General features: G+C 56.1%; 19 protein-coding genes. 6 read left to right on the plus strand and 13 right to left on the minus strand.

Annotated features, from left to right (window positions below; translation table 11 throughout):
* Positions 1–425 precede the first annotated feature (425 nt).
* A complete protein-coding gene (locus tag AC1ROI_RS12570; RefSeq protein WP_077748253.1) occupies positions 426–1,259 on the plus strand; it encodes an undecaprenyl-diphosphate phosphatase in 834 nt (277 codons plus the stop codon).
* Positions 1,260–1,312: 53 nt separating this feature from the next.
* Here AC1ROI_RS12570 and dusA read toward each other — a convergent pair whose 3' ends face one another.
* On the minus strand, positions 1,313–2,323 hold the full coding sequence (gene dusA, locus AC1ROI_RS12575; RefSeq protein WP_102595703.1) for a tRNA dihydrouridine(20/20a) synthase DusA: 1,011 nt from the start codon (positions 2,321–2,323) through the stop codon (positions 1,313–1,315).
* A 103-nt stretch (positions 2,324–2,426) separates the two neighbouring features.
* On the opposite strand from dusA, the gene AC1ROI_RS12580 reads away from it, so the two are divergent.
* The gene (locus AC1ROI_RS12580; RefSeq protein WP_102595704.1) at positions 2,427–3,578 is read left to right on the plus strand and encodes a site-specific integrase; all 1,152 of its coding nucleotides are present in this window, start codon (positions 2,427–2,429) and stop codon (positions 3,576–3,578) included.
* Here the strand turns inward: AC1ROI_RS12580 and AC1ROI_RS12585 are convergent.
* The 12 genes from AC1ROI_RS12585 to AC1ROI_RS12640 all read right to left on the minus strand — a co-directional run bounded on the left by AC1ROI_RS12585 (position 3,553) and on the right by AC1ROI_RS12640 (position 8,974).
* Positions 3,553–3,828 carry a pyocin activator PrtN family protein gene (locus tag AC1ROI_RS12585; RefSeq protein WP_102595705.1) on the minus strand — a complete coding sequence of 92 codons (276 nt, stop codon included), beginning with the start codon at positions 3,826–3,828 and terminating at the stop codon, positions 3,553–3,555. The genes AC1ROI_RS12580 and AC1ROI_RS12585 overlap by 26 nt on opposite strands.
* On the minus strand, positions 3,825–4,022 hold the full coding sequence (locus tag AC1ROI_RS12590; protein ID WP_102595706.1) for a hypothetical protein: 198 nt from the start codon (positions 4,020–4,022) through the stop codon (positions 3,825–3,827). Before AC1ROI_RS12590 ends, AC1ROI_RS12585 begins: the two co-directional genes overlap by 4 nt.
* Complete coding sequence (locus tag AC1ROI_RS12595; RefSeq protein ID WP_102595707.1) at positions 4,019–4,540, minus strand: hypothetical protein; 522 nt, start codon at positions 4,538–4,540, stop codon at positions 4,019–4,021. Before AC1ROI_RS12595 ends, AC1ROI_RS12590 begins: the two co-directional genes overlap by 4 nt.
* Entirely contained in the window at positions 4,537–5,046 is a 510-nt protein-coding gene (locus AC1ROI_RS12600; RefSeq protein ID WP_102595708.1) for a hypothetical protein, read from the minus strand. Before AC1ROI_RS12600 ends, AC1ROI_RS12595 begins: the two co-directional genes overlap by 4 nt.
* Before the next feature lie 82 nt (positions 5,047–5,128).
* The gene (locus tag AC1ROI_RS12605; protein WP_102595709.1) at positions 5,129–5,938 is read right to left on the minus strand and encodes a DUF2303 family protein; all 810 of its coding nucleotides are present in this window, start codon (positions 5,936–5,938) and stop codon (positions 5,129–5,131) included.
* A gap of 51 nt (positions 5,939–5,989) precedes the next feature.
* The gene (locus AC1ROI_RS12610) at positions 5,990–6,331 is read right to left on the minus strand and encodes a YfdP family phage-associated protein (protein ID WP_102595710.1); all 342 of its coding nucleotides are present in this window, start codon (positions 6,329–6,331) and stop codon (positions 5,990–5,992) included.
* Between the two features lie 59 nt (positions 6,332–6,390).
* Positions 6,391–6,633, minus strand: a complete 243-nt coding sequence (locus AC1ROI_RS12615; RefSeq protein ID WP_102595711.1) for a pyocin activator PrtN family protein — start codon at positions 6,631–6,633, stop codon at positions 6,391–6,393.
* A complete protein-coding gene (locus tag AC1ROI_RS12620) occupies positions 6,630–7,013 on the minus strand; it encodes a hypothetical protein (protein ID WP_102595712.1) in 384 nt (127 codons plus the stop codon). The genes AC1ROI_RS12615 and AC1ROI_RS12620 overlap by 4 nt, the downstream gene beginning before the upstream one ends.
* On the minus strand, positions 7,010–7,285 hold the full coding sequence (locus tag AC1ROI_RS12625; RefSeq protein WP_102595713.1) for a hypothetical protein: 276 nt from the start codon (positions 7,283–7,285) through the stop codon (positions 7,010–7,012). Before AC1ROI_RS12625 ends, AC1ROI_RS12620 begins: the two co-directional genes overlap by 4 nt.
* A 10-nt stretch (positions 7,286–7,295) precedes the next feature.
* Complete coding sequence (locus tag AC1ROI_RS12630) at positions 7,296–7,868, minus strand: deoxynucleotide monophosphate kinase family protein (RefSeq protein ID WP_102595714.1); 573 nt, start codon at positions 7,866–7,868, stop codon at positions 7,296–7,298.
* Positions 7,865–8,065, minus strand: coding sequence for a hypothetical protein (locus AC1ROI_RS12635; RefSeq protein WP_102595715.1), 201 nt, complete (start codon positions 8,063–8,065; stop codon positions 7,865–7,867). The genes AC1ROI_RS12630 and AC1ROI_RS12635 overlap by 4 nt, the downstream gene beginning before the upstream one ends.
* A 156-nt stretch (positions 8,066–8,221) precedes the next feature.
* A complete protein-coding gene (locus AC1ROI_RS12640; protein ID WP_256580113.1) occupies positions 8,222–8,974 on the minus strand; it encodes an XRE family transcriptional regulator in 753 nt (250 codons plus the stop codon).
* 348 nt (positions 8,975–9,322) lie between these two features.
* On the opposite strand from AC1ROI_RS12640, the gene AC1ROI_RS12645 reads away from it, so the two are divergent.
* The 4 genes from AC1ROI_RS12645 (at position 9,323) to AC1ROI_RS12660 (ending at position 13,514) form a co-directional block, all read left to right on the plus strand.
* Complete coding sequence (locus AC1ROI_RS12645; protein ID WP_102595724.1) at positions 9,323–9,811, plus strand: phage regulatory CII family protein; 489 nt, start codon at positions 9,323–9,325, stop codon at positions 9,809–9,811.
* Positions 9,804–10,007, plus strand: coding sequence for a TraR/DksA C4-type zinc finger protein (locus AC1ROI_RS12650; RefSeq protein WP_102595717.1), 204 nt, complete (start codon positions 9,804–9,806; stop codon positions 10,005–10,007). Before AC1ROI_RS12645 ends, AC1ROI_RS12650 begins: the two co-directional genes overlap by 8 nt.
* Positions 10,004–12,703: a DUF5906 domain-containing protein gene (locus AC1ROI_RS12655; RefSeq protein WP_102595718.1), complete on the plus strand. Its 2,700-nt coding sequence runs from the start codon at positions 10,004–10,006 to the stop codon at positions 12,701–12,703. Before AC1ROI_RS12650 ends, AC1ROI_RS12655 begins: the two co-directional genes overlap by 4 nt.
* Before the next feature lie 328 nt (positions 12,704–13,031).
* Positions 13,032–13,514 (plus strand): hypothetical protein, encoded by a 483-nt coding sequence (locus AC1ROI_RS12660; protein WP_102595719.1) that lies wholly within the window; start codon positions 13,032–13,034, stop codon positions 13,512–13,514.
* The last annotated feature ends 172 nt before the right edge of the window (positions 13,515–13,686 follow it).

The raw sequence follows: 13,686 nt of genomic DNA on the forward strand, positions 1-13,686 counted from the left end.
TTTCCCGGGTTTTCAAGCAGGTGTCACAATTTTTTTAACATTGTTGAGCAATCTGGCGAGATCCTTTGTGCCCCTGATGCTTGGCATGCACAGTGGCAAATAGGCATCATTGTGCCATCTTTTCGCGCAATGTCCCGCTTTTCCAGTTCAATAAGCCTGGGTGGGCGGTTGAAGCTGCCTTAGTTGGATTTTTATGGAGGCCTAATGAGTTACCACAACTAGGCTGCTTTAAGTGCCGGTTTTAGTATGTGTTTTGTTTGGAACTAGCTGATTTTTCTTGTTATGTAACGTTCTGGTTGATGTTGACATTCATGGACAATTATTAACGTTGAGTTTTAATGCAGGTCTGAATGCGTTTTACTGACTCGTTGGCGATAAAATCGTCAGTTCGTCAGCAGTTTTGCTTTTGTGGATGAGGGGGGGTAATGGATTTTTGGACTACCGTAACGGTATTGATTTTAGGCGTGGTGGAAGGGCTGACAGAGTTTTTACCCATATCAAGTACAGGGCACCAAATCATTGTCGCGGACCTGCTCGGCTTCGGCGGTGAGCGTGCCATGGCTTTCAATATCATCATTCAACTTGGGGCCATCCTGGCCGTGGTCTGGGAGTTTCGGCGAAAGATCCTCGAGATCGTCACAGGCTTGCCAACCCAACGTAATGCGCAACGGTTTACCTTGAACTTATTGATCAGCTTTATGCCTGCCGTTGTATTAGGTGTATTGTTCGCCGATAAGATTCACGAATATCTGTTCAATCCAATCACCGTGGCGGTGGCATTGGTAGTGGGCGGTATCGTTATGTTGTGGGCTGAGCGGCGGGAACATAGGGTGTATGTCGACCATGTTGACGACATGCGCTGGACCGACGCGTTAAAGGTCGGGTTCGCTCAATGCCTGGCGATGATACCGGGCACCTCACGCTCAGGATCGACCATTATCGGTGGGTTGCTATTTGGACTGTCGCGCAAGGCAGCCACCGAGTTCTCGTTCTTCCTGGCCATGCCAACCATGGTCGGTGCCGCCGTCTACTCAGGCTACAAATATCGGGATCTGTTCCAGGCTGGCGACCTGCCAGTCTTCACCTTGGGCTTCGTCACCGCGTTCTTTTTCGCCATGATCGCCGTGCGCGGCTTGCTCAAGTTTATCGCCAGCCACAGCTACGCCGCGTTCGCCTGTTACCGAATTGCATTCGGTCTGGTGATCCTGGCCACATGGGCATTCGGTTGGGTTAACTGGACTGAAGCAGCAGCGCTCTGACACGTGAACCAGGCTGCGGACCCACCAGCCTGGTATTTAAAAGATAAAACGGATTAACGCCCTTCAAGCAACTCAGCTGCCTGATCCAGCAACGCCAAAGGCTCTTTAGCCTTGTGGATATCCACCGACAACAACTGCCGAAACTTGCGTGCCCCCGGGAACCCGGTGCCCAGCCCCAGCACGTGCCGGGTGATATGGTGCATCGAACCGCCCGCATCAATATGCGCCGCTATATAAGGCCGCAACTTCGCCAGCGCCTCCGCCCGGCTAATCACCGGTGCCGTACTGCCGAACAACTGCTGATCCACCTCAGCCATCACATAAGGGTTGTGATACGCCTCGCGGCCCAACATCACACCGTCAAACGTTTGCAAATGCGCGTGACAGGCTTCCAGCGTCTTGATCCCGCCGTTAAGAACAATCTCCAACTCCGGAAAGTCCGCCTTCAACCGCGCCGCCACGTCATAACGCAGAGGCGGAATGTCACGGTTCTCTTTCGGCGATAAGCCCTCCAGAATCGCAATCCGCGCATGTACCGTAAAACTCGTGCACCCTGCATCCCGAACCGTGCCAACAAAATCAACCAATTCCTCGTAACTGTCCCGCCCATTAATCCCGATCCGGTGCTTCACCGTCACCGGAATCGACACCGCATCGCGCATCGCCTTCACACAATCCGCCACCAACTGCGGATGCCCCATCAGGCACGCGCCGATCATATTGTTCTGCACCCGATCACTCGGACAGCCGACATTCAGATTCACCTCGTCGTAACCGTGGTCCTGAGCCATACGGGCGCAGGCGGCCAAGTCGAGAGGGACGCTGCCACCGAGTTGCAGGGCCAACGGGTGTTCGGCTTCGTTGTGACGGAGGAAGCGGTCGTGATCGCCATTGAGGAGCGCGCCGGTGGTGACCATTTCGGTGTAGAGGAGGGCGTTTTTCGATAGTAAACGTAGGAAAAAACGGCAGTGGCGGTCAGTCCAATCCATCATGGGTGCAACACTAAAGCGCCGGGACAGCGCAGGGCTTGAGTTTACTGGGCTGGAGTGGGTGTTTGGTACCATTTTGCTCTACGTGTTTTCAGCGTGTTTTCGGGGGTTTTCGGGCGTTTTTTGAATGTCGGTGGTACGATGTACCACTTCAAAACTGACGCGTACCACTTTCGATATGGCGACTATCAGGGCAAGAAAACTGGCGGATGGGAGCGTGAGCTATACAGCTCAGATCCGCATCAAGCGCGACGGAGTGCAAGTCTACCAAGAGAGTCAGACCTTTGCCCGAAAACAGGCAGCTCAGGCCTGGACGCGAAAGCGCGGTGCGGAGCTGGATGAGCCTGGTGCAATCGAGCGGGCGAACCGAAAGGGGGTCACGGTCAGCGACATGATCACCCGCTACCTGGATGAAATGGAGAAGGCCCGGCCGCTCGGGAAAACCAAGAAGGCCACGTTGAATGCCATTTCGGAAACGGACTTTGGGAAGTTGGTTGATTCTGACGTGAACAGTCAGCAACTGGTGGACTACGCGCTTTGGCGTATGAGTAAAGCAGGCGGTGGGGTGCAGCCTCAAACCGCAGGCAACGATCTTGCCCATCTTGGCGCAGTGTTATCAATTGCTCGGCCCGCCTGGGGCTATCAAGTTGATCCGCATGCAATGGGTGACGCACGTAAGGTATTGCGTAAGCTCGGTTACAACTTGAAAAGCCGCGAGAGGGATCGTCGACCGTCGTTGGTTGAACTGGGAAAGGTACTGAGTTACTACGAAGAAATGCAGGGGCGCCGGCGTAGTTCAATCAATATGCTGAAGGTCGTGGGCTTCGCGATTTTTTCCACGCGGCGACTCGATGAGATTACTCGTATTACCTGGGCTGATGTTGATGAGGCTGGTCAGCGGGTGATGGTCCGGGATATGAAGAACCCCGGCCAGAAAATTGGCAATGATGTTTGGTGTTACTTACCAGATGAAGCGTGGCGAATTCTTCAAACAATGCCTAAGGCCGGCGAGGATATATTCCCGTATAGCCCTGAATCTATTTCAACGTCCTGGGCGAAAGCCTGCAAGTTTACAGAGATTGAAGACTTGCACTTCCACGATCTGAGGCACGACGGCGTGAGCCGTTTGTTTGAAATGGACTGGGATATCCCACGTGTAGCGAGTGTTTCAGGACACAGGGACTGGAACTCTCTGAGGCGTTATACGCATCTGCGTGGCAGAGGGGATTCATACATTGGCTGGGAGTGGCATGACAAGATATTGAAGGCGCCCGTACAACTGGGCGCCGCATCAATGAAGTGGCTTAAGAGGCGCGTTTTAAGCCGTTGAGCTGGTTGCATTCCTTGACTGCGGCTTCCCGTTGCAAATCGAGGTAGGCCGCGAGGTCGGTAATGTGGATCCCCTTGGCGCTTTTCTGGCTGGGCTCCAGTCGAGTGATCGGGATTTTGATCTGGCCGGCCAGTACCTTGCGCTGGAACATTTCGGTGGTGAGGTGAGTGAAGTAGTCCTTGCACACCTGTTCTAGCGGGATGATGGCTCGGCCATTGTATTGGGCCATCAGAATAAAGGCTGTGTTCATGTCTTCGGTGCCTCCGCGACCACGGAGGCAACAATCTCTTCCTGTTTGTCGAACTTGGTCTTGCCGTAGTCAGCCATCACAACAATGACGTCGCCGTCTGCCAGATGTACGTTTACTTTCGCGTCGTAATCGCTCACAACGATCTTCGAGATTTGGCTGGCGGCTACATGGACTTTTTCTGTCAGCTTGATCATGGCATCACCTCGAACGGGCAGGGCTGCTTGGGCGGGGCCAGCGCTTTTATATGTACGCGCCCACCTATGTAATGCCAATCAAGCCTGTTGCCGGTTACTGCTGAGACATTCCGACAAATCACCTCGGCCGTATCTTTCGGGATGTCGACAAGGCACACGCTCTTGCCGTTAGCGTAGACATCAGGGTCGCATGCGCCCGGGTCGCCTTGGAGGCTAGCTTCATCGTCCCGCAACTCGGCCAGCAACAGCGCGTTTCGCTCCGTCTCCCACTGCAATCCCGCCTCGGCTCTGGTGAGTCGTTGCTCTAGAGCGTCGTAGTCCGACTCACGAACGCAGCGGATATTCTGTGCTTCATAGGACCAGAAGCGCTGCACGGTTGCTGCTGGCGCGGGCTTATCCAGCATTCCCTGCCAGAACTCGGCATGTGGTGATGGGTGGGGATGTGCTTGGTATTGCAACAGTTTCACCAGGCGTTCAACTTCGTCGCGCGGGACGTTGATCATTTGGTTATCGCTCATGCTGCTACTCCCGGTTGGAGCGTGACACCCGGTTCATCCACCTTGTGTGATTTGTTCTGTTCGAAGGTGTTGAGCGCTGCAGCTGAACTGATGCTATCCAGTAAGCGATAAGCCAGGGCGCCGACGAAGTGGGCCTGGTTGATGGCTTTCACGCGGTAAGCCTCGGTTCCTGGGAACGCATCCCAAGTGTCTTTGGCCAGCCTGAGGGTGGTGGCAATCTCTAGCAGTGTCAGGTGATCGCTTTTGAGGAAAGGGGTAGCGCGAATAACGCGGGCTTGCCGAGTCAGTTCAGCCAGTCGGTTTTGATCCGCGCGGTGCAGGCGATTCAGATCGGCAATGTCGCTGTTCAGCGCTTCGATTCGAAGCGAGTGCAGACTATTGCGTTCATCCAGGCCTCTGGCGTAGCTACGGGCGAGTGCTCGCAGGATTCCTTTGCGGATGAAGTAGGCCATCAGCAACAGCCCGAGGGCTGAGCCGGCTGCAATGATTAGGTGTTGAGTTTGCATGTGCTGTGTTCCTCGGTAGAGCCCGCCGCCGGGATCATTGGTGAGAGGACGGCGGCGGGGTGTTGCCACGGGGTTGAAAGGTTTACGCGCTGAACGTACCCAAGATCAGAGTGGCCGCGCCGCCTACTTCTTTGGCGAGGGTAGTCTTGAACTCTTGGGCGATTTCCTCGACCTGTTGCTCTTCACCGGCCCAGCGCAACTTCAGGGCTGGCTTGTCGCTGCCGGTAAAGATGCTGAGCTTCAGCGTGAATACGCGGATGGCCAGACCGTCATACGGGATCAGTGAGAATTGCAGCGCTTCCACGCGAGAATCAGCATTCGCGGCCTCGATGCTGTCCATCGCGCTACGGGCGGCGCCGAAGTTGTGTTCGCTGGTCGTTGCAGTGCTCTTCGCCTCGATGGTGATGTTGCGAACGCTGGCAACTGCGGCGCTGATCGGCATCGTTCCGCCACCTTCTTTCACTGCGACCAGGCTGGTGTTCCAGTCTTCGATCCATTCAGCCAGATCGCGCTGAGTGAGTAGCCGGCCGACAATCTTCTGAAGTGCCAGATAAGCAGCGGTCGGTTTGAGCGTCAGCCTAGCGGTGTCATCTGCATGGCCGGGGGCTTGGTCAGTGCCGAGATTGAAAAACACTTGGCAGCTCATGTTGTCCTGATCAATGAAGCCTTTCGCGGCTGGGCCGGTGCGGGAGATCGTGTACTCGGCGAAGTCGCGCAGACTGGTGGTATTCAGGACGCCACGGAAACGAGAGCGAAGTGCCTGGTACTGTTCCAGGTTGTGGATTTTTACACCAACGGGTAGAGCGGTTACGGGCAGGAGCGTGGCTGGTAGCTGGGCGGCGGCAGAGGCTTGGTCAATGATCAGTTCAAGCGTGTCTTTAGTAAGCGACATTGGTGTTTCCCTTTTGGTGAGAGGATTTGGTGTAGCGTGTTGGTGCTGGATTTATCGCGCTTTCACCGGCGCGTCTTCGGGTTTGAAAAGCTGCGCCGTCGGATCGTTCTGAAAGAGCGTCAGCCCTTGAGGGGTCAGGTACAGCGGTGTGTCGAGGGTTGAGTCCTCGCGCAACTTTCCGCGCTTGGTAGGTTGCGCGAAGTCGAGGGTGTGGCTGATCGCAACCTGGTTGCTTTGGCCGATCTGCTTCATCTTCAGTTTGATGGTCACTTCGCCGGCCTTGCCAAAGTCGATAACGCCGGCCGCAACGTTTGATAGGGCTTGGCCGATCTGCTGTGAGAAGACGCCGGCATTGAGTGAGCTGAAGAAGTCATTCGTGTCTGTGGCTTTCATGTGCTGTGCCTCGTTGAGTGCGTGTTGGTTGCCCCTGGACGGCAGGGGCTACCGTTCAATCAGGCCGCTGCCTTCGTCGCTTGAGCGTCGAGGTAGTCAGCCAGGTTGTGCAGGTACACCACCGGTTTTGCTCGCACCGAGCAGTGCAGGCGCGTCACGACCAAAGCAATGCGCCCGGCCTTGATCTCGCCCAGTAGGTGGCGGTCAGTTCGGATGTGCGCAAAGTAATGTTCACGCACGGCGGTTAGGGACGGGCAAGGTGTGGCGAACTGTTTGCGAAGCTGGTCGAGGGTGTTGCTCATGCGGCAACCTCCCCGAACCCCTCCGATGGGGGCACCAACTTGAGCCGGATCATTTCGGCCAAGCCTTCTTTGCTTTTGCCCATGGCGGCGGCGCAGATTTGGCCTTTTGCATCAGCCACCACTGCGCCGAATGGATACTCCGGCGAGTTGGTGGGGGTGACGTAGGCCACTTGCCCGTCTTGAATGACGTTGTTGACGCAGCGGAACACTTCGGCCAGTTCGGTGCTTAGTACCGGCATGCTTTCCAGAAGCTGGATGGCTTCCGTTGACGCACCAACGAGTGTTGCGCGGCTGATGACGCCCGGGCAGTTCAAGTAGATAGGGATTAGCTTCAGGGCGCCGAGGGCTTGCGTGTAGGCATTGAGGTTGTTGGTCTTCATGCGGCGGCGTCCTTTTTGGTGATGGTGATTCCAAGCTTCTTGGCCAGCCAATCCACACCGTCTTCCTTCACCATCACCACGGAGTAGTGGCGGCATTTGTTGATCGACGGGATCAGGGTGCTGCGTGGATCCGAGTACAGGTAGCCCCGGTCACGATGCTGGCTGGCAAGGTCGCCGCTGCTGTTCAAGATGCCCAGCTCGCGCAACCTGGTGCGGAAGGCACGGGGCTTGAGTCCGAGCAATGCGGCGGTTTCGTCCAGGGTGCGGTTCATGGCGCTGTCCTCAGGCTGCGTCGCAGTCGACGCGTGCGGTCAAGGCGGTGAAGAACTCGTCCAACTGACCAAAGAGTTCGTCGAGGGCGCCATCGTTGTGCAGCACTAGGTCGTTGTCCTGAATGCCAATGCCTGATTCGCTGACATGTGGGTTCACCTCTGTCGCATCAGGGCGAAGGACGTGGACCACGATGCCGCCGCGCTTCCGAACAAAGTCAGCCTCGTTCTCGAATCGCAAGTCGCTGATCACGAAGCCGGTTGCGGTGTCGTGGGTCTGCCCGAGGAATTCGAGGTTCTGTTCAGCCAGTAGCAGCCAGAGCTCTGGATGCACCAGGTTGCGGCCCCACTCAGTACCCAATGACTGCATCAGTTCGCGAGCGGAGCGGCCGAGCCAGCCTATAGGCTGCTCTTTTCGGTCGCCGTCGAAGTCGCACGGACTCAGGTTGAAGATGTTCATCAATCCTTCGCGCAACGGATCTGCAAAGGCGTAAGACTGAAAACCGTGGACGTTTACAAGGTGAGTGGCGGCGGTGGTTTTACCGGTGCGTGCGCGGCCGGCGAGCCCGATCAAAAGTTGTCTCATGCTGCGTCGCCCCCGAAAGGCCACGAGCAATCGCTGGCAGTGCTGGTGGGTTCGACAACCGCGGTGCGGCCTTTGGGGGTGGTGATCACCAGCAGGCCGGTTTGGCGCTGGATGGCTTCGACGGCGGCGCGGCTACTGCATGCGGAGGGGTGCAAGTAGACCGGGCAGCGGGTGTTGCTGTGCTGTGTGGTTTGCATGGCTCGTACTCTTTGGTGAGAGGTGTACGAGACAAACTATACGAATGCTCATAATTTGAGTCAATGCGTATTCGCATAATTATTGCGACAGACATAAAAAACCCACTCGGGAGTGGGTCAGATTTACGGGGGAGTGGGTTGGCTTGACGTTAGGTGTTAGCCGACCCCGCCGCCTCTCCATATGACACGCCCAAGGAAAGGCATTTCATGAATGGCATCTTCTGACACAGGCTCGTCAGGGTTTGCAATTTTGTCCGGGTTGTCGCTTCTGATGACCCAGATGCCAGAGAGCTGCTGGGTAAGTCTTTTAATACTATTGCCGCCGTCTGGCCTGCGAATCACGTAAACCTGTTTGTCTTTTGGCTCTGTCTGAGACGTGTCAAAGAGTACGACATCACCCTGAAAAATATAGGGCTCCATGCTGTCGCCTTCGGCATAGATGACAAACAGATTTTCGGGTTTAGCTTTCATGCGATGCAGCCAGTCGCGTTTAAAAGCTAGGCCTTCAGTAGTTTCTACGTGCTCATTTAGATAGCCACCACCGCACGCCCCCTTGGCTTTGAATTGTGGGATCAATGCGTAGTCCTTGGCGCTTGGCGAGCGGTCATGCGTAGCTTCTGATCCGGTACCGAATAGAAGCCAGTCTGGAGAAACGCCCAGCGGTCGCGATAACGCTTCGACCGTGGGCTTACGTGGGCTTGAGCTTTCGCCTGACAGAATCCTGTTGATCGTGGGTTGTGGCACAGAAGATCTGCGACTTAATTGGCTCTCATTCAGTCCAAGGTCGCGCATCTTGTTGCGAAGACGCTCTGCAATATTCACCCTGACCCCGCAATACGTTTTTGAATTATGCGAATTGTATTGCGCGGAACTATCCGTTTTCGTATGATTTGTTATGAGGAAGCTCATAGGTATAGGGTCATGACAATTCAAGAGATGCTTGCTTATCTAGCAGTTCGGGGTCTTTCCCAGACGGCAATCGCCGATAAGGTCGGTTCAACTCAGCCGACTATTCACCGTGCCAGTAAGGGTGCGGGTATTTCATACGAAACGGGGAAGGCCATTGAGCGCCTTTACCTCCGTGAACAGGAAGCGGCTGGAGTGAAGTCAGCTGCTTAAAAGGTGCCGGGCTGGGGCCTCTCACCAAAGATCCCCCAGCCCAGCTACGACGACACACAGCACATGCACATCGGTCGTGGTCGTAGGATAGGGTTTACCCTGGACTATGGCTACACCGTAAATAGGGGATTTACGGTTATGAGTCGAACAGACCTTTTGCCGGACGCTGGTCCGGTCCTTCCACTACGCCAGGCGATCTATCGTGCTGGTCGTGACTATAAGGGCGGTATCACCGCCCTTGCCTTTGACATGGTGTTGGACAACGACACCCTCCAAAAGAAACTCAAGCTCGATGAAGAGCGGCGCTGGCTGAACCCTGATGAGCTTGAAGACGTCATCAGGCTAACTACCGATCCTCGCTTGCTCGATGCGTTGATGCGTCCGGCCGGTGCGGTTTGGTATCGCCCAGTTCCGGTACCGGCAACACGCGATGCTTTGAAAGCCGTTGGCAAGTTGCTTGGTGAAACCGGTGAGTTTGTGGCCGCGATGCACGACGGCGCTGCCGATAACGTCTGGGAGCTTCACGAAGTCTTGGACCTTGAAAAGCAGGGCATGGATGTGATCCGCGAAATCCTCGGCATCATGGCGGGTGCCCGTCAGGCGATGGAGGACCGTGTCAATGGATGACATCGATCGCGCCAATGATCAGGCTCAGTACCTACTTGACGTTGCCATTCACCGAAATCGTCGTGTGCCTACCAGTCGTGTCAGTGCGCAAATCTGCGCGGATTGCGACGATCCTATCCCGTTGCTTCGACAGCAGACGATTGAAGGTTGCGAGACCTGCGTCCACTGTCAGGGTATGCGGGAGGCTCGGCGATGACTGAACCGGCCAAAGGACTAGCCATCGCCGAATGGGCAAAGCGTTACATCAATACCTTCGACCTCGCCCTGGTATCCATTGAGCCCGGTGAAAAAGCCCCAAAGGGCTTGGGATGGAACAAGCCGGGCGGCTACATGACCGATGCGTCTACGGCTGAAGCATTCTGGCAGCGAAACCCCAACCACAACCTTGGCGTAGTGCTCGGGCCAAGTCGTGTCTGCTCGTTGGACGTCGATGATGTTCAATGGACCCGGCATGTGCTGTATGAGTTGTTGGGAGTCGATCTGGATGCCATGGCGTTGGTGTATCCGACGATCGTTGGCAACCCGCTGCGGTTCCGTGTTGTGTTCAAGTTGCCGGAAGGCGTTGAGCTGACCCGGCATTCGCTTTCTTGGCCGAATGAAAATGACCCTGATGGCTCGATTTTCAAAGGACTGATGGAAAAGGCCAAGGCTGCGAAAGAGGCGGGTGATGGTGCTGGGGAGGCTGCTGCACGTGCAGAAGCTGAACCATTCAAGCGCTTCACTGTGTTTGAGTTGCGTGCTGGCTTGGTGCAAGACGTCTTCCCGCCATCCATTCATCCGGGTACCGGGAAGCCTTACATCTGGAAAACCCCGCCGAACGCTACGGACGGTTTGCCAACGCTGACCTCGGACCTGCTAACCATTTGGCAAAGCTGGGACTTCTTCAAGCGTGATGCTGAGGCTGCGTGCCCATGGGCGATTAAAGCAACAGCGCCGCCGGCAAAGGCCACCAAGCGGCCGTTGACTGTGGTCGGTAAGCAGCCGTCAGTGATTGATGAGTTCAATCGTTGCCACGATGTCGAAGAGCTGCTGCGCGCGCATGGGTACATCAAGCGCGGCAGCAAGTGGCTTTATCCGCAGAGCAGCACCGGCTTGCCGGGTGTGACGATCTGCGAGGGTAAAGTCTACTCGCACCACGGCGCAGATCCGCTCGCGAACGGACATCAGAATGACGCCTTCGAGGTCTTCTGTTTGCTTGAACACGGTGGTGACCAGTCGAAGGCGGTGAAAGATGCTGCGCGGATGTTGGGTATGCAGCGTCCTTCCCGGCCCGATCCGCAGGATCTTCCCCCGACCCCATCCGATGAGAGCCGCGAGCCGAGCTGTGCGGCGGATGATGCCAGCGATGCCGCTCCGGCTCCTACTGGGGGCGCGGGGGAGGTGCTGACTCTTGACCATGTATTGCGTCGGTTTGCATTGGTGGAAGGCACGACCCACGTCTGGGACTTCGATCAGTCGCGGGTAATGAAGAAGTCAGCTTTCGAAGCGCGAGTCGGTAAGCCCCTGGCCAAGCAATGGTTGGAGGATACCGAGCGGCGCAAGTTGATTTCGGATGACCACGTTCGTGACATCGAGCAAGCGCGGCGAATGTCGGGCAAGAAGGGTGGCGCTTTCGGAATGCCACCCACCGAGCGTTACGTGTACATCGATGGCACGAAGGACGTTTGGGACCGGGAGAAAAAGCGGCGTGTGGCCGAGGGCGCGGTAAAGATGGCCTTGGGTGACACATACCCGTTGTGGTTGAACAGCAGCGAGCGGCGGGTGGTCGATGTTGACCATATTGTGTTTGACCCGACGATGACCAAAGACCCGAGCGTTTACATCAACACGTTTGATGGCCTGCCGCTTGAGCCGGTAAGGGACGATGACGCCTGCGCGAACCTACGCTGGTTGATTTCGTTCTTGTGTAACCACGATGAAGACGCTGCGGGGTGGTTGACCCGGTGGATGGCTTACCCACTACAGCACCTGGGCGCAAAGATGGACACGGCGGTTCTGATGCATTCCATCATGGAGGGCTCAGGCAAAAGCCTGTTGTTCGCTGATGCACTGGGCATGCTTTACGGTCAGTACGCCGCCACCGTGGGGCAGACGCAGTTGGAAAGCAACTTCAATGCCTGGCAAAGCCGCAAGTTGTGGTCGGTGTTCGAAGAGGTTGTCAGCCGCGATCAGCGTTACAACCAGGTGGGCAAGATCAAGCACTTGATCACGGGTAAGACGGTTCGCATGGAGTCCAAGTTCATCAATGGCTGGGAAGAGGCCAACCATATGAACGCGGTGTTCCTGAGCAACGAAATTATGCCCTGGCCGATCAGTGAGAGCGATCGGCGGATGTTGGTGATGTGGCCCGAACAAACACTGCCCGAAGTTCGGCAGAAGGCCATCGGCCAGGAGCTGAAAAACGGCGGGGTGGCGGCTCTGTATGGCTGGCTGCTATCGGTTGACCTCGGCGACTTTGATGAGCGCACCCGTCCACCGAGTACAGACGCGCGTGAACGTTTGGTGGCGTTGAGTCGGGCCGGTTGGCAGACGTTTCTCAATCTGTGGAAGTACAGCGAACTGGGGCGCGATTTGTGGGGTGTATGCCTCTCGACTGACCTCTATTCGCTTTTTCTGGAGTGGTGCCACCGCAATAAAGAGCATGTGATGAGCCAGACGAAGTTTTCGCTGTTCATCGGCTCGGAGGTGGATAAAACCCGGTCCATTCCTTGGACTGAAGGCAGTAACCGGCGCTTTGGAGCGTTCTTCTTTCCTAATGATCCTGGTGCTTCCCAGCCCCCATCACTGAAGGCGGCAGACCTGGGCAAAACAGTCAGCGACTGGCGTGCCCAAGCGAAGCTCGCCGGATGGAACGTGGACAATTGGGAACACGTGAAGGCGGCTGCGGCATGAGTGCGCCCAAAAGTGTGCTGGGTGTGTCGGGTGTGTGTTGGGTTGGTTTTCTATACCCCACACAGGTTTTAGGCTTGAAATTCGTGGGTTTGCGGGCGTTGTGTCGGGTGTGTTGGGTTTGGTGTCGCGTGCGCGCATGCGTGACGTTATTTCGACAGCGAACAACGGGAAGAATTTTTTCTTATGCGAGGACAGATAAACCCAACAAACCCAACACACTAAACACAATGCTGTTGAAGATATTGATTTATAAGAGATTTATTTGTGTTGGGTTTGTGTTGGGTGGTGAGTTTTTTGTGTCGGGTTCGGTTTTTCGGGGGGTAGGGCGATGATCGAGGCAATGGAAGTGCTGCTGAAGCACTGGGGCGAGCAACTGCGGTGTAATGGTGAGGTGGGCGGCATGGGAAGTCCTATGGCGACAATTATGGAGTGGGGCGGTTGTGCGCCGCGTGGTACGCCTGGGTCGCGGATCATCCTCGGCGCTGGGGCTGGGCCTGATGAAGTTGCGCAAGTGGTTGGAGCTGCGTTGTCGGATCTGGCTCGGCAGGATGAGCGGGGCGAGCGACTGTATCGGTTGGCGGTGTTGCGATATAGCGATGATCCGGCGCCGACTTGGCTGATGCAGTTACATCTGCTTGATTCGTTATCCAGCGCCAAGCAGACCTATTACGACCTGGTGCATCGGCTGCATCAGCGGTTGTTGATAGCGTTGACTGAGCGTGCCGATGCGCGAAAGTGGCTTACCACTGGTCGGGGCGGCTTGCCTCAAAGTCTGCTCAAAGTTGCGTCAAAGTCGCGTCAAACTGGATAACCGAAAATGCCCCCTTTTCGGTTCCGTACTCAGGGGGTAAAAAGTCACCACGATATGAAATTTGCGCCTTGGCGCTGACCTCGCACGTGCTGTGCAGCTTAACCCGGCCCTCCCTGAGCCGGTCACCTAACCCCGCTTCGGCGGGGTTTTTATTTTCGGCCCGATGGGTGTC

Source organism: Pseudomonas sp. GW823-FHT02C02 (assembly GCF_058797635.1).

What these genes read in the sequence shown, in the direction of transcription:
- AC1ROI_RS12650 (WP_102595717.1), top strand. Translation starts at nt 9,804, where the DNA reads ATGGATGACATCGATCGCGCCAATGATCAGGCTCAGTACCTACTTGAC.
- AC1ROI_RS12630 (WP_102595714.1), bottom strand. Translation starts at nt 7,868, where the DNA reads ATGAGACAACTTTTGATCGGGCTCGCCGGCCGCGCACGCACCGGTAAA.
- AC1ROI_RS12640 (WP_256580113.1), bottom strand. Translation starts at nt 8,974, where the DNA reads ATGAGCTTCCTCATAACAAATCATACGAAAACGGATAGTTCCGCGCAA.
- AC1ROI_RS12660 (WP_102595719.1), top strand. Translation starts at nt 13,032, where the DNA reads ATGATCGAGGCAATGGAAGTGCTGCTGAAGCACTGGGGCGAGCAACTG.
- AC1ROI_RS12590 (WP_102595706.1), bottom strand. Translation starts at nt 4,022, where the DNA reads ATGATCAAGCTGACAGAAAAAGTCCATGTAGCCGCCAGCCAAATCTCG.
- AC1ROI_RS12655 (WP_102595718.1), top strand. Translation starts at nt 10,004, where the DNA reads ATGACTGAACCGGCCAAAGGACTAGCCATCGCCGAATGGGCAAAGCGT.
- AC1ROI_RS12625 (WP_102595713.1), bottom strand. Translation starts at nt 7,285, where the DNA reads ATGAACCGCACCCTGGACGAAACCGCCGCATTGCTCGGACTCAAGCCC.
- AC1ROI_RS12580 (WP_102595704.1), top strand. Translation starts at nt 2,427, where the DNA reads ATGGCGACTATCAGGGCAAGAAAACTGGCGGATGGGAGCGTGAGCTAT.
- AC1ROI_RS12615 (WP_102595711.1), bottom strand. Translation starts at nt 6,633, where the DNA reads ATGAGCAACACCCTCGACCAGCTTCGCAAACAGTTCGCCACACCTTGC.
- AC1ROI_RS12645 (WP_102595724.1), top strand. Translation starts at nt 9,323, where the DNA reads ATGAGTCGAACAGACCTTTTGCCGGACGCTGGTCCGGTCCTTCCACTA.
- AC1ROI_RS12605 (WP_102595709.1), bottom strand. Translation starts at nt 5,938, where the DNA reads ATGTCGCTTACTAAAGACACGCTTGAACTGATCATTGACCAAGCCTCT.
- AC1ROI_RS12595 (WP_102595707.1), bottom strand. Translation starts at nt 4,540, where the DNA reads ATGAGCGATAACCAAATGATCAACGTCCCGCGCGACGAAGTTGAACGC.
- AC1ROI_RS12570 (WP_077748253.1), top strand. Translation starts at nt 426, where the DNA reads ATGGATTTTTGGACTACCGTAACGGTATTGATTTTAGGCGTGGTGGAA.
- AC1ROI_RS12610 (WP_102595710.1), bottom strand. Translation starts at nt 6,331, where the DNA reads ATGAAAGCCACAGACACGAATGACTTCTTCAGCTCACTCAATGCCGGC.
- AC1ROI_RS12635 (WP_102595715.1), bottom strand. Translation starts at nt 8,065, where the DNA reads ATGCAAACCACACAGCACAGCAACACCCGCTGCCCGGTCTACTTGCAC.
- AC1ROI_RS12600 (WP_102595708.1), bottom strand. Translation starts at nt 5,046, where the DNA reads ATGCAAACTCAACACCTAATCATTGCAGCCGGCTCAGCCCTCGGGCTG.
- AC1ROI_RS12620 (WP_102595712.1), bottom strand. Translation starts at nt 7,013, where the DNA reads ATGAAGACCAACAACCTCAATGCCTACACGCAAGCCCTCGGCGCCCTG.
- AC1ROI_RS12585 (WP_102595705.1), bottom strand. Translation starts at nt 3,828, where the DNA reads ATGAACACAGCCTTTATTCTGATGGCCCAATACAATGGCCGAGCCATC.
- dusA (WP_102595703.1), bottom strand. Translation starts at nt 2,323, where the DNA reads ATGGTACCAAACACCCACTCCAGCCCAGTAAACTCAAGCCCTGCGCTG.